Here is a 14,009-nt window from a genome sequence, read left to right as displayed (position 1 = left end):
TATTCATTATCATTTCCTTAACGCTAAAAAAACAATGGATTTAAAATGATAGAAATGATTTATTTAGCACAAGCTGATAACAGGGTTGCAACACAAACACCTGTAGTAACTCAGAAGATGACGACAGCAATTGAACAAAGCGGTGTAATCCATTCAAAAGTAGCTGGAAAATATGATGTTGTAAAAGAGCTTCCAAAAGAAGCGAATAGTTTTAACGGAATGTTTGATTATGCAGATGCTTTTGGTAAGTTTAGATTGGCTTATATAAACAGTGCGCATAAAATTAGTTCCATCCCCAATAAAACAGAGAAAAGTGCCACTTCTTTTGGTGGAGAATTTGGGTTTAATACTGCCCAATTTCATGGGTTTCAAGCGCATATAGCAGCTTATGTCTCGCAAAGCTTGGATTTTGTAAATCCTGATAAAAATGATTTAAATGAAGACTTCTTTGCAAAAGACCTGGACTCTTTTGCATATATTGCAGAAGCAAGCATAAACTATAGTAATGATTTTTTCCAAACCAAAATAGGACGCATAAGGGTAGAGACACCTTTTGCAAATAGTGACGATATTAGAATGGCTCCAAATACTTTTGAGGGTGCGTGGGCAAATATTGATTATAGCGATAAAGTAAAAACTCAACTATTATACTTTAACAGATGGGCAGGATATGATTCTCAAGACGAAAGTACCGGCGCATTTCAAAACGAGTTCAAAGATCTTGTAAGTTCTGATAGTTTTGGAATGACAGGGGCGTCTATAACATACGAGTATGCAAAAAATAGTGAAGTCTCCTTTTGGTACAACTATGTGGATAAGATGAGTGCAATGGCATATGCTGAAGTTATAGGAATTTACTTTATAGACGGTGAAGATTTTCATGTGGACTACGGCTTGCAGGCTGCAAATATACAGGAACTTGAAAACTCTAATGTAGAAGGAAATGTTTTTGGTGCTATGTCTATTTTTCACTATAAAGGTGCATTCTTTGGAGGAGCTTACAATATTGCTCTGTCTGAAAATGGGAAGTATGTCACTAACGGTTTTGGAGGCGGACCTTATTATACTTCACTTGATGAGGCTACAATCTCATCAATCTCTGAAGCAGGCAGTGTATATACATCTGGCCCAAACAATAATGCCGAGTCATTTAGAATTGGAGCAGGTTACGAGTTTGAGAGAGTCTCCATAAACGGATTGGTTCTCGAACTTGTTTATGGAGAGCTTTACAGTGATAATGGTAGAATCACAGAAAAAGATGCAATACTTACATATGATATAACAGATAGATGGTATTTAGAAGGCACATATACAAATTATAAGTCAACAAGTAATAAAAATACTTTTGACAGGGCACTTGTGAGACTTGAGTACAAGTTTTAATCAATAATTAACATGATATTTATTATCATTATAAAAATTTAACAAGAATTAAAATATGAAAACATTGAAAGATTGCAAAAAAGCTTGCAAAGTAAAAGTTATAAAATTACACGCATCTACTGATTTGAAACAGAGGCTCATCTCTTTTGGAATTATGAAAGAGGCAATAATAGAAGTTCTTGAATACTCTCCTGCAAAAAGCACTATAGAAGTAAAGGTAGGAAAGATGAGAATAGCTCTTCGGGCACAAGAAGCTGAGTTGATAGAGGTAGAAAAACTATGAATGGAGCAGAAGAAAAAGCTTGTCCGATAATAGCCAAACACATAAAAATTGCACTTGTCGGACAGCCTAATGTAGGTAAGAGTATGCTTATCAACTCTGTGTCAAATGCGCATCTGCATGTAGGAAACTTTTCAGGTGTTACGGTTGATAAAACAGAAGTTCTGTTTGATTATAAAGATTATCATTTTACGGTAGTTGATTTGCCTGGGACATATGCGTTTACCGATTATACTATTGAAGAGAGAGTTACTCATAATTATCTGTGTGCCGAGAGTTATGATTTAATAATCAATGTGGTTGATTCTACAAACTTGGAAAAAAACCTTCAATTGACTTCTGAGTTGATGAGTATGAGCAAAAGTTTGGTTATAGCTCTTAATATGACTGATGAAGCCCAAAAAGAGGGCATAGACATCAATTCTGCATATATGTCTGAACTTCTTGGTATACCTTGTGTAAAAGTATCGGCAGCTACCAAGCTGGGCATAGAAGAACTTTTGGATGCAGTTATCTCTGTAAGAGAACAAGAAAAACAGGAAACAAAACTAATCTTTGGTGAAGCGGTTGAAGAAGAGATTTCCACAATCGTAAATTATCTTGCAAAACACAAGTACGAAGCGGTGAATTCATACAGAAATGTGGCTATAAATCTATTGAAAAACAATAAAAAGACTTATGCTAAACTTCATGATGACCCTATTTGGACAGAGCTTCAGCCTATCCTTATAGAGTCTTCAAAGCATATTGAACTTCACCATGACAGTGATGATATTAAAGAATCATTTGCCGAAGAGTATGCATCTTTTAACAGAGGTATAGTTGCCGAGGTCTTAAATCAAGAAGTCATTGAAGAGAAAAAGACATTAACAGAAAAAATAGATAATACTCTGATTCACCCGATTTTCGGGATACCGATATTTTTGTTTTTTATGTGGTCTTTGTTTCAACTTACTTTTGAGATAGGTTCAATTCCTATGGATTGGATAGATGCATTCTTTGGCTGGTTCGGTGATACAGTCGGTGCGACAATTCCAAATGATGATGTACGTTCTTTAATAGTTGATGGAATCATAGCAGGTGTAGGTGCCGTTGTACTTTTTGTTCCAAATATTATTATACTTTTTATTGGAATAGCACTGCTTGAGAGTACCGGATATATGTCGAGGGTCGCATTTTTACTTGATGGTTTTTTCCATAAATTCGGGATGCACGGACAATCTTTCATCCCATTAGTAACGGGTTTTGGATGTTCTATTCCTGCATACATGAGTGCAAGAATACTTAAAAACGACCGAGACAGGCTGCTTACGCTTTTTATTATAGGTTTTATGAGTTGTGGAGCCAGACTTCCTGTTTACGTACTTTTTGCAGGTGCTTTTTTCTCTCCTGAAATGGCAGGAAATATTCTTTTTGCCATCTATATAAGTGGAGCGATTATAGGGCTGATAGCTGCCAAGATTCTAAAGCTTACCGCTTTTAAAGGCGCTGATGAACCTTTTGTTATGGAGATGCCAAAGTATAGACTTCCATCGGCCAAACTTATCTGGCATACGGTTTTAACTAAGACTATGATGTATTTGAAAAAAGCAGGTACTTTTATCGCGGCAGCATCTATGCTTATTTGGTTTTTGAGTAATTATCCTCATAACTTGGTCGTAGAAGAAGAGTACGCCTCTAAAATAGAAAAGGCAATAGATAAAGATGAAAAAAATAAAATTGCAAATGAACAAGCAGTTGCTCACTTAGAACAGAGTTATCTAGGTCAAATCGGAAAGTTTTCAGTACCTGTTTTTGAACCGCTCGGCTTTGACTGGAAAATGAGTGTAGCACTTCAAACAGGACTTGCCGCCAAAGAAGTGGTAGTGTCGACTCTTGGAGTTTTATATGCTCTGGGTGATAATGTAAACGAAGAGGACAACTCTTTAAAAACGGCAATCAGTAAAAATATCCCTTTTGCATCTGCAATAGCGTTTATTGTTGTCATTATGGTATATCTTCCGTGTTTGGCGGCATCTATCGTATTTACCCGTGAAGCAGGCGGTATAAAATACTTTTTCTATCTTTTAGCATTTACTTCTATTGTCGCATATTCACTTGCATTTATAGCATACAATGTAACTTTAATGCTGACATGATGTCCGCTTAGCCAGCTATTAGTTTATCTCTGTTAGAATTTGCATATGAAAAAAATATTGATGATTGAAGATGACTTGGAACTGGCAGAGATATTAACAGAGTATCTGGAGCAGTTTGAGTTTGAGGTTATTACAGAAGATGACCCTTTTAAAGCGGTGAGTATATTAAAGCTAGAGCCGTTTGATTTAGTAATATTGGATTTGACTCTTCCCGGGATGGATGGACTGGAAGTTTGTGAGGCAATTCGTGAGAGACAGGATATTCCTATCATTATATCTTCGGCAAGAAGCGATGTTACAGACAAAATAAAAGCACTTGAACTTGGTGCTGATGATTATCTTCCTAAGCCATACGACCCAAGAGAGTTAGAAGCTAGAATCCTCTCGGTTCTTAGACGCTACGCGGCAAAATCAGAAGCAAAAGAAGAATCAAAAAGTGATTTTAAATGTGACACTTCATCGATGATGATTACATACAAAAACAGAAATATAGATTTGACTAATGCAGAGTTTGGAATTTTAGCATATATGATCGCCAAGCAGGGATTAGTTGTCTCAAGAGAAGATTTGATTCATAATGTAAATGCTATAAATGAGGATTCTTCAAATAAAAGTATAGATGTTATGGTAGGCAGAATCAGAAATAAATTAGGTGACAAAACTCTTATCGAATCAGTTCGCGGTGTTGGATACAAACTACTTAAATAATGCGAAAACACGCCGTCCTCATAACTGTACTCTTTGCACTAGCCGTAACTTTAGTTAGTGTAAGTGCAGTCTTTTGGGAATTTTACAAGTTAAATAAACATCAATATATAGAACATATTTTCTCAAAACACGAAACAATCACTCAAATTTATCGTGAGCATCTACAGAAAAAGACTTCACAAATTATGCTTGAGGCAAACTTGGCGGTGTATAAGTTTGTTATAGAAAAAGATGAACATGAACAAAAAATTATCCTGGAAAAAGCAAAGCTTCTAAAGCAAAGAAATTTTAAAAGGGTCGATGAGTCTATCATGCTGAATAATCAGGGTCTTTATACTCAAAAAATTGTTCGTGACCTTAGAATTTCAATGTTAAGATTTGGTAAAGTCATATATTTCTATATTGAATCTCCTATTGGTTCGGTTTTAATCCAGGATGAAGAGTTAAAGCCATATAAATATTACTCTATCGCATATTCTTATTTAACAATCATCTTGATTATATCTATATCGTTTGTGCTTATTTTACAAAGACTCAGACCTCTTATTCGCCTAAGAAGAAAGATAGCACTTTACGGTGACGGTGATATGAACATCTCATTTAAGACTTCAGGAAGAGATGAAATAGCACTGGTCTCAAACGAACTTGAGTCAACGAGAGAAAAAATCAACTCCCTTTTAGATTCAAGAACACTTTTTTTAAGAAATATAATGCATGAGCTAAAGACACCTATAGCAAAAGGGACTATTGCTACGCAGATGCTTAAAACTCAAAAGCAAAGGGACAGATTTAGCTCCATATTCGGTAGACTCGAAACATTAGTGGAGGAGTTTGCTCTTATTGAGGAAGTTACAAGTGTGCATGATAAGAGTGATTTTAAAGAGTACAGGCTTATTGACATAATAGACGGAGCTATTGATATGGCGATGGTCGATAGAAGCAGTGTAACTATAGATATAGGGGCAAGTCCAAAATTGACAGTCAGTTACAGACTATACACAACGGCTATAAAAAATATGATAGATAACGGCATTAAGTATTCTCCGGATGCACATGTGAAAATTTCAATTATAAATAATGAACTCTGTTTTGATAGTAAGGGGGAGTGTATTTCTCATCCTCTTCAGTACTATATAGAACCATTTACAAAGGAAAACCCTTCTAAAAATAGTTTTGGTCTCGGTCTGTATCTGGTAGACTCGATACTTAAGGTACATGATCAGGTTTTAGCACATGAGTATGATAATGGGGTAAATCGTTTTATATTTGCATAAGTTTTTATCTGTAAACTAATGTAATGAATATGTTTGACAGAAATATTAGAATTGTTTTATCTGTTGTTTTTGCTCTTTCTTTTTTTGTATTTGGCTGGCTCAGTCATTCTGCATATAAGCCTGGAAAAAGGATAGAGAAACCATCCGTTTTGGATCAAATCAAAAAGACAAAAGTTCTTAACGTTGCATTGTTAAATGCTCCATCAACATACTATATCGGTGCGGATGGAGCGCAGGGGTTTGAATATGATTTACTTCATGCATATGCCAAGCATCTTGGAGTCACTCTAAATATAACTACCGCCAATACAATCAAAGAAGCCATAAAATTCAGTAAATTTCCGCATATACATATTACTTCTGCATCTTTAGCTAAAACAAAAGAGCGTGAAAAAAGTTTTAACTTCGGACCGTCATACTTTGAAGTTCAAGAACAGGTTATTTGTAACCGTGGTATGCTGGGCAGCGGGAAATTTCCAAGAGATGTAGAAGACCTTGCTGGGCTTAGTATTACCGTAGGAGAAGGAACAAGTTACAGTGAGACTATCAAGTCTTTACAAAACGACGGGTTTGATATAAATGCTACACTTGATTCTGAACTATCCACAGAAGAATTGTTAGAACAGGTTGCATCTCACAAGATAGATTGTACAATTGCAGACTCTAATATTTATGCATTAAATCAAAGATATTTCCCTCATATAGCACTTGCGTTTGTAATAAGTGAAAGAGAGCAGTTGGCATGGGTTTTAACACCTGATTCAAAAGAGTTGGAAGCTAGTATGTATGAATGGTTTAACAGTTATAATCAAAGCGGTAAGCTTGCACAATTAAAAGACCATTATTACAGTTATGTACTGTTTTTTGACTATTATGATAACAAGATGTTTTACAAACGAGTTAAATCCAGACTGCCAAAATACAAAAAATACTTTGAAAAATACGCAGATTTGTACGGGATACCTTGGACACTTTTAGCCGCACAGTCATATCAGGAATCCCATTGGAATCCAAAAGCAAAGAGTTTTACGGGAGTTAGAGGGTTAATGATGTTAACACGTCGTACAGCAAAACTTTTGGGTGTTAAAAATCGTCTAAATCCTGAGCAAAGTATAAAAGGTGGAACAAGGCATCTAAACCAGATGCTAAAAAATCTTCCCAAAGAAGTTGAGGGAGAAAACCGACTTAAATTTGCACTGGCTGCTTATAATATCGGTATGGGGCATATAGAAGACGCACAAAGACTAACCAAGAAAATGGGTTTAAATCAAAATATATGGAGTGATCTTAAACAAGCTCTTCCACTTCTTTCGCAAAAAAGATATTATCAAACACTCAAGCATGGATATGCAAGAGGAAGTGAACCTGTCAGATATGTTGATTCTATATATGATTACAGAGATATTTTACAAAACATTAATGATGATGCAAATAAAGAAAATAATTTACAAAACGAAGAAGATAAAAGTAAAAAGTAGTTATTTCACTAACCATTAAGAGAGATGATGATAGCATGCGAAAAGTATAATAAATCAAAGGTTTAGTATGAAAAACACTATATCAAGTTTAATGGTTTTAGCTGTTTTATTATTTGGTACATCAGCGAATGCCACATTAAAAAATGACAAGATTACTTTAAAGCCAAGTATGGCTTTGGAATATAATAAACTTCCATCTTCAGCAGATACAATTTCAGAAGCTTTTTCAAACGGTATGTTCTATGGTCGTCTTAGATTAAACAGTTTTTACTGGGACTGGCAAAACGAAGATAAAGCAGGCAGCGTAAAAGACGGTAGAGCGATGGGTGTCGGCGGTAGTATTATATATAAGTCTGCACCACTTAATAGAGTAAGTGCCACTGTTGGATTATATACATCTCAAAATCCTTCTTTTTATCGTATGGATGCCAGCGAAGTAAGCTATTTAAAAGCCGGTAAAGATACCTTTAGCCGTTATGATACAGATAAAACAGGAAACTTCGGTATGACGGTTGTCGGGCAAGCTTATTTACAATACGATATAGCTAAAACCTCATTTTATGGCGGCCGCCAAATATTTGAGTCTGTTTTTACAAAATCAAATGATACAAAGATGATACCAAATACGTTTGACGGAATTAGTGCCGTTATTAAAGATATTCCAAAAACTGCAATCAAACTTGCATATTTTGCTTCGCAGAAACTTCGTGATCATACGGTTGCCCACGATGTAATTGCATATAATGGATGGGAAGAAAATGATGATTCCGGCGTAAATAAAAATTTAACCGTAGCTAGAATAGGAAATAACAATTCACTCTCAATAGTTTGTGTTGAAAACAAGTCTATTAAGAATCTAAAAGCTAATATAAGCTATGCAATGGTTCCTGATGTTGTAAGTAACCTTGCCCTTGAAGCTCACTATACAATTGCTGTTGGCGGTGAATGGAGAGTTGCACCCGGAATCAGATATATGCAACAATTTGATAACCTCGGTGCATCTTATGATGTTGCCAACTTGGCAGGTAATCATGTCGGATATAATAATGCAAGAAGTTTAGATTCTAATTTACTTGCCCTGAGATTAGATGTAAAGAATAAAGCATTCTTAGGTCGTATAGGTTATTCACAAATTGCTGATGAAGCGGATATTATAGCTCCATGGAGAGGATTTCCTACCGGCGGGTTTACACGTGCAATGTCTCAGTATAACTGGTATGCAAATACAAAGACATATATGATCAGGGCCGGTTATGATTTTTCTAAAGCTAAGTTAATTCCAGGTTTTAGCATCATGGCTCGTTATGCTATACAAGATTTTGATAATAAAAAAGATGGAGTGCAGGCTGATAGCAGTGTAATACATATAGATGCCCGTCAAAATATAGGCAAGAACTTGGAGGCTAAGGTTAGACTTGGTTTTGTGAATATGGATGATTCTATTTTAAAATCGAATGGGGTTGATTATAAAAGTGATACTTCATATAATGAGTATCGTTTTGAGTTGAATTACTTTTTTTAGTATCGAAGCAAAAGGAATTTTATTCCTTTTGCAAACTAATTAAAGAGCCTCGCCTTCTTTTCCGTCAGCAAGAGCAGTTAAGAAGCTCTCCATATCATATTTAACTCTGTATTCAGGTGTCATAATATGTATAAGAATATCACCTAAGTCGATAACTATCCAGTCACCGCTCTCATCAACATTGTTGAATTTTTCTTCGGGCTTGATATCATCTTTAAGATGGTTAAGTAAAGCAGCTGTATGTTTAACACCGAGTGATGAAGCTATAATGGCATAATCAACAAAATAATTTTTATCTCTTAAGTCAAATACTTCTATACCCTCTGCTTTGTTTTTATCTAAAGAGTTAATAATACTTTCTATTCTATCTTTCATTGTGTTCCTTGTAATATTTTTCTATTTCAATCGCACACTTCTGCGGCAATTGTGTTATGTCTATACTTTTTCTTAAAGCAGTGGAAGATATATCTACGTCTATATCCAGTTTTATGAAACCCTTCGGTATCTTTACTTTATCTCTTGAAGCAACGATAAATGTTACCAAACTTTTTAACTCATCAAAATTTTGCCATTTATGAAGAGACTCTAAATTGTCAGCGCCAATAGTGAGATAAACTTTTTTATATTTTTTTAAAAGATACTTTACACTCTCTATAGTAGGTACTTTTTCGTTTTTTGATACTTCAAATTCACTTATTTCCACATTTTTGTAATCAGAAAAAATCTCTTTTAGCCACTTAAGCCTTAGCTTTGAGGGTGCAAAAGATTGTGATTTAAACGGGTTTAAAAATGTCGGCATAACAACGACTTTGTCAATCTCTTCTATATTTAGTAAAGCCTTGACAATTGCCTCATGAGCGATGTGCGGTGGATCGAAAGAGCCGCCAAATAGTGCAATAGTTTTCATAGGGTTCCCAAATTTAAAGCGAATTATAGCTAGTTTTAGCTAAAATAATACAATTTTTTTAATTTTAGGAAATATAATGGCACTTAAAATAGCAATTAACGGATTTGGTAGAATTGGTCGTTGTGTAGCTCGTATTGCAGCTACAAGGGATGACGTTGAAATTGTAGCTATAAATGATATGGCAAGTATGGATATGATGCTTTATCTACTAAAAAATGATTCTGTTCATGGAACATTTGCTAGTGATATAGTTCAAGTTGATGAAAACAACATTAGCATTGATGGTAAAAGTATTAGAATATTCAGTGACCGTGATCCTAAAAACTTGAGTTTTGCTGATTGTGGTGCAGATATGGTCTTAGAGTGTACGGGTGTGTTTTTAACTCAAGAATCAGCTCAAGTTCACATAGACAACGGCGTGGAGAAAGTTCTTTTTTCAGCTCCTGCGAAAGATAAAGAAACTCCGACATTTGTAATGGGTGTTAACGAGGGTGATTATGACGGTCAAAAAATAGTTTCAAATGCTTCGTGTACGACAAACTGTCTTGGTCCTGTTGCAAAAGTGCTTGATGATGCATTCGGAATTGAGAAAGGTTTGATGACAACCATTCACTCATATACAAATGATCAGAATATTTTAGATGTAAAACATTCAAAAGATAAACGCCGCGCAAGAGCAGGTGCTATCAATATGATACCAACAACTACTGGTGCGGCTAAAGCTATCAGCCTTGTTATGCCTCAGCTTGCAGGTAAACTTCACGGTCAAAGTGTTCGTGTGCCTACTCCTGATGTTTCTATGGTAGACTTAAATGTTGTCGTGGGTAAAAAGACTTCTATTGAAGAAGTAACTGCAGTATTTAATGAGATGGCAGATACTAAGCTAAAAGGTCTTTTACTAATGGATAAAGAGATGAGAGTTTCTCAAGACTTCGTTGGCTGTGAGTACAGCTCGATTGTTGCTGAAGACCTGACTCAGGTTATCGGTGGAGATATGGTTAAGATAATGGCTTGGTATGACAATGAGTGGGGTTATTCAATGAGACTTCTTGACATGGCACTTCATATCAGCAAATAGGACAGAAATTGGAATTACTAAATATAAAAAAACTAGACCTGTACGCTAAAAAAGTTTTTATTAGATGTGACTTTAACGTACCTATGGATGAATTCGGAAACATCTCTGATGATAGAAGAATTCGTTCGGCAATCTCAACTATAAACTTCTGCTTAGATCAAGATTGTGCAGTTATCTTAGCATCTCATCTTGGACGCCCTAAGGGTGAGGTAAATGAGAAATACTCTTTAGTACCGGTAGCCAGAAGAATACAGCATCTACTAAAAAGAGATGTAAAAATGGCTAATGATGTTGTTGGAGAAGATGCTTTGACAAAAGCTTCAATACTTAAAAACGGAGAAGTTTTACTTTTAGAAAATCTTCGTTATGAAGCAGGCGAGACTGATAATGATAAAGATTTATCACAGAAGCTTGCTTCTATGGCTAATATTTACATCAACGATGCATTCGGTGTAAGTCACCGTGCTCACGCATCTGTTGAAGGTATTACACACTTTTTCGATGACAAACATAAAGCGGCCGGTTTTTTACTGGAAAAAGAGATTAAGTTTTTCGGTAAGTTAATCAATGCTCCTGTTCGTCCGTTTGCTGCTATTGTAGGCGGTTCTAAGGTTTCGGGTAAACTTGAAGCACTTATAAACCTGCTTCCAAAAGTTGATAAAATATTTATCGGCGGGGGTATGGCATTTACGTTTTTAAAGCAGATGGGTTATAACATAGGTGCTTCTTTGGTAGAAGATGACCTTCTTGAAGATGCACAGCATATTATGGATGAAGCTAAAAAGTTAGGTGTGAAGTTTTACCTTCCAGTAGATATTGTCGCTGCTGAGAAATTTTCTGAAGATGCAGTCAGTAAGATAGTTACGGCGCAAGAGATTCCTGATAATTGGATGGGACTTGATGTAGGTCCGGCTACAGTAAGACTCTATCGTGAAGGACTAAATGATGTTCAGACCGTTCTTTGGAATGGACCGATGGGTGTTTATGAAATGGACAAGTTCGCCAGAGGTTCTAGTAAAATAGCGCATTTTGTTGCGGATAGCTACGCTACGACTGTAGTTGGCGGCGGAGATACTGCTGATCTTGTTCAACGTGTCGGTGTTGATGATGAGATAAGTTTTATCTCTACAGGCGGAGGAGCTTCTTTAGAGCTTTTAGAAGGTAAAGTACTTCCAGGTGTTGCACCGTTAGTTATTGAAGAAGAGGCATAAAGCATGATAATAGCTGCAAATTTAAAAACAAATTTAACTCGTAAACAGACTGCGAAATATGTAGATGAATTAGAAAGTTTTTTGAATAAAAACAAGATTTCTCAGGAAGTTTTAGTTTTTCCTGCGGCTTCTTCACTAAATGCTCACAGCGGAAAAGTGGTCATCGGTGCTCAAAATGCATATGCAACCGTAAATGGAGCATTTACCGGTGAAACAGGTAAAGAACATTTAGATGAGTTTGGTATAAATACTATTTTAATCGGTCACAGTGAACGTCGTCATATCCTTGGTGAGTCTCAAGAAGAGCTTATAAAAAAGTTCAACTTTTATAAAGAACTCGGATTTAAGATAGTTTATTGCATCGGAGAACCCTTAGAGATTAGAGAAGCAGGTCATGAACCTATGATGGAATATATCTCGGCTCAATATGAAGGTATAGATGTCTCTTATGAAAATCTGATTATTGCTTATGAACCTGTTTGGGCAATCGGAACGGGATTAACACCTACGCTTGAAGAGATAGAATCAATACATAAAGAGTTAAAGAAAAAATCATCTGCACCTCTTTTGTACGGAGGCAGTGTTAAAGTCACAAATGCTAAAGATGTTTTGGCTTTAGATAATGTAGATGGAATTTTAGTTGGAAGTGCTGCATTATATGTAGATCACTTTTGTACAATGTGCGAATATGCACAATCAATTGAAAATAAAAATTAAGGAAACTATATATGATAATGAAGGGTAAAAAAGGTCTAATCGTAGGTCTTGCAAATAATAAATCAATAGCTTACGGAATCGCAAAATCTTGTGCTGATCAAGGTGCTGAAATGGCATTTACATATTTAAACGATGCACTTAAAAAGAGAGTTGAACCGATTGCTAAAGAGTTTGGAAGTGATAAAGTTTATGAACTTGATGTATCAAACGAAGAGCATATGGCAGGAATCGCAGAGTTGATTGAAAAAGATTTTGGCAAGATTGACTTTTTAGTACACTCTGTGGCTTTTGCTCCAAAAGAAGCACTAAGTGAGCCTTTTATCAAAACTTCAAAACAGGCATTTCAAATTGCTATGGATGTATCTGTATATTCACTTATTGACTTAACAAACCGTTTAGAGTCTGTTTTAGCTGATGATGCCTCTATTTTAACTCTTTCTTACCTTGGCGGACCAAAATACATTGTTAACTACAATGTAATGGGTGTTGCAAAAGCTGCACTTGAATCGGCTGTTAGATATATGGCTGTCGATCTTGGTAAAAAAGGTCAAAGAGTAAATGCAATCTCTGCAGGACCGATTAGAACTTTAGCTGCTGCTGGTATTGGCGATTTTAAACAAATCCTTAACTGGAATGAAATCAATGCACCTTTAAAGAAAAATGTTACAACAGAACAAGTAGGTAACTCTGCAATGTATCTTTTAAGTGATTTGGCATCAGGTGTTACCGGTGAGATTCACTATGTAGACAGCGGGTACAATATTATGGGTATGGCTGCGGCTGAGACAACTGAAGACGGTAAAACAGTTCTTTCATGGGATATGAAAGACTGATTTACTTTTTTATTTTCCAATAACCGGCATAGACTCCATTTTTTTATAATGTGAGTCTTGCGTCGTAGAGTTGGACTCTCTAATATATACTTCGCTCTTTTCTACATAGTCTTGAATTCTGAAGTCTCTTGTCTTATCTTGATTCTTTTCTTTTATAGCTTCATCTTTTTCAACTTTTGGAGTCCACTCATCTTTTAACCAGCCATCAAGCGATTTTTGCATAGAACCTTTATTGTTTTTCTCTGCTGTGGAATTTGTTACACTGTTTAGTGCTTCATTTTGAGATGGTGATACAGATGCGTTTGAGCCGCAAGCGTTCAAACCAAGCATACATATAGTTGCAATTATTGTTATCTTTAAATTTTCCATGCTGAAATTATAGTATAAACAACTGATTAAATATTAATCAATAAACAGGTGTTTATAAAAATAGGTTATGATAAACTTCTCTTACATGTTTATAAACATATCAAGGAGAAT

General features: G+C 35.6%; 14 protein-coding genes. 11 read left to right on the top strand and 3 right to left on the bottom strand.

All coding sequences use genetic code 11. The features are described from left to right. Positions 1-45 precede the first annotated feature (45 nt). The 7 genes from ABYK18_RS02360 to ABYK18_RS02330 all read left to right on the top strand — a co-directional run bounded on the left by ABYK18_RS02360 (position 46) and on the right by ABYK18_RS02330 (position 8,783). Positions 46-1,383 carry an OprD family outer membrane porin gene (locus tag ABYK18_RS02360; protein WP_373035000.1) on the top strand — a complete coding sequence of 446 codons (1,338 nt, stop codon included), beginning with the start codon at positions 46-48 and terminating at the stop codon, positions 1,381-1,383. A 55-nt stretch (positions 1,384-1,438) separates the two neighbouring features. Then, positions 1,439-1,666: a ferrous iron transport protein A gene (locus ABYK18_RS02355; RefSeq protein WP_373034998.1), complete on the top strand. Its 228-nt coding sequence runs from the start codon at positions 1,439-1,441 to the stop codon at positions 1,664-1,666. Continuing rightward, positions 1,663-3,801: a ferrous iron transport protein B gene (gene feoB / locus ABYK18_RS02350; protein ID WP_373034997.1), complete on the top strand. Its 2,139-nt coding sequence runs from the start codon at positions 1,663-1,665 to the stop codon at positions 3,799-3,801. Before ABYK18_RS02355 ends, feoB begins: the two co-directional genes overlap by 4 nt. A gap of 45 nt (positions 3,802-3,846) precedes the next feature. Continuing rightward, on the top strand, positions 3,847-4,509 hold the full coding sequence (locus tag ABYK18_RS02345) for a response regulator transcription factor (protein WP_373034996.1): 663 nt from the start codon (positions 3,847-3,849) through the stop codon (positions 4,507-4,509). Then, a complete protein-coding gene (locus tag ABYK18_RS02340; RefSeq protein WP_373034995.1) occupies positions 4,509-5,783 on the top strand; it encodes an ArsS family sensor histidine kinase in 1,275 nt (424 codons plus the stop codon). The genes ABYK18_RS02345 and ABYK18_RS02340 overlap by 1 nt, the downstream gene beginning before the upstream one ends. 29 nt (positions 5,784-5,812) lie before the next feature. Further along, positions 5,813-7,261, top strand: coding sequence for a membrane-bound lytic murein transglycosylase MltF (mltF, locus tag ABYK18_RS02335; RefSeq protein ID WP_373034994.1), 1,449 nt, complete (start codon positions 5,813-5,815; stop codon positions 7,259-7,261). Between the two features lie 67 nt (positions 7,262-7,328). Then, on the top strand, positions 7,329-8,783 hold the full coding sequence (locus tag ABYK18_RS02330) for an OprD family outer membrane porin (RefSeq protein ID WP_373034993.1): 1,455 nt from the start codon (positions 7,329-7,331) through the stop codon (positions 8,781-8,783). 39 nt (positions 8,784-8,822) lie between these two features. On the opposite strand, the gene rsfS is transcribed toward ABYK18_RS02330, so the two are convergent. Both rsfS and nadD read right to left on the bottom strand, forming a co-directional pair. Next, positions 8,823-9,158, bottom strand: coding sequence for a ribosome silencing factor (gene rsfS, locus ABYK18_RS02325; RefSeq protein ID WP_373034992.1), 336 nt, complete (start codon positions 9,156-9,158; stop codon positions 8,823-8,825). After that, positions 9,148-9,690: a nicotinate (nicotinamide) nucleotide adenylyltransferase gene (nadD, locus tag ABYK18_RS02320; protein WP_373034991.1), complete on the bottom strand. Its 543-nt coding sequence runs from the start codon at positions 9,688-9,690 to the stop codon at positions 9,148-9,150. Before nadD ends, rsfS begins: the two co-directional genes overlap by 11 nt. A gap of 76 nt (positions 9,691-9,766) precedes the next feature. Here nadD and gap point away from each other — a divergent pair, with 76 nt between their 5' ends. From gap to fabI, 4 genes are read left to right on the top strand one after another with little or no spacing between them, the layout of a single operon-like run. Further along, positions 9,767-10,768 (top strand): type I glyceraldehyde-3-phosphate dehydrogenase, encoded by a 1,002-nt coding sequence (gene gap / locus ABYK18_RS02315; RefSeq protein WP_373034990.1) that lies wholly within the window; start codon positions 9,767-9,769, stop codon positions 10,766-10,768. An 8-nt stretch (positions 10,769-10,776) separates the two neighbouring features. Further along, positions 10,777-11,979, top strand: coding sequence for a phosphoglycerate kinase (gene pgk / locus ABYK18_RS02310; protein WP_373034989.1), 1,203 nt, complete (start codon positions 10,777-10,779; stop codon positions 11,977-11,979). Positions 11,980-11,982: 3 nt separating this feature from the next. After that, positions 11,983-12,696, top strand: a complete 714-nt coding sequence (locus tag ABYK18_RS02305) for a triose-phosphate isomerase (RefSeq protein ID WP_373034988.1) — start codon at positions 11,983-11,985, stop codon at positions 12,694-12,696. An 11-nt stretch (positions 12,697-12,707) separates the two neighbouring features. Beyond that, a complete protein-coding gene (gene fabI / locus ABYK18_RS02300; protein ID WP_373034987.1) occupies positions 12,708-13,529 on the top strand; it encodes an enoyl-ACP reductase FabI in 822 nt (273 codons plus the stop codon). Positions 13,530-13,538: 9 nt separating this feature from the next. On the opposite strand, the gene ABYK18_RS02295 is transcribed toward fabI, so the two are convergent. Beyond that, on the bottom strand, positions 13,539-13,898 hold the full coding sequence (locus tag ABYK18_RS02295) for a hypothetical protein (RefSeq protein WP_373034986.1): 360 nt from the start codon (positions 13,896-13,898) through the stop codon (positions 13,539-13,541). Positions 13,899-14,009: the final 111 nt, after the last annotated feature.

The sequence above is a fragment of the Sulfurimonas sp. genome (genome assembly GCF_041563495.1).
In the GTDB taxonomy this organism is placed as follows: Bacteria; Campylobacterota; Campylobacteria; order Campylobacterales; family Sulfurimonadaceae; genus Sulfurimonas.
This window is presented reverse-complemented; position numbering and strand designations above follow the sequence as displayed.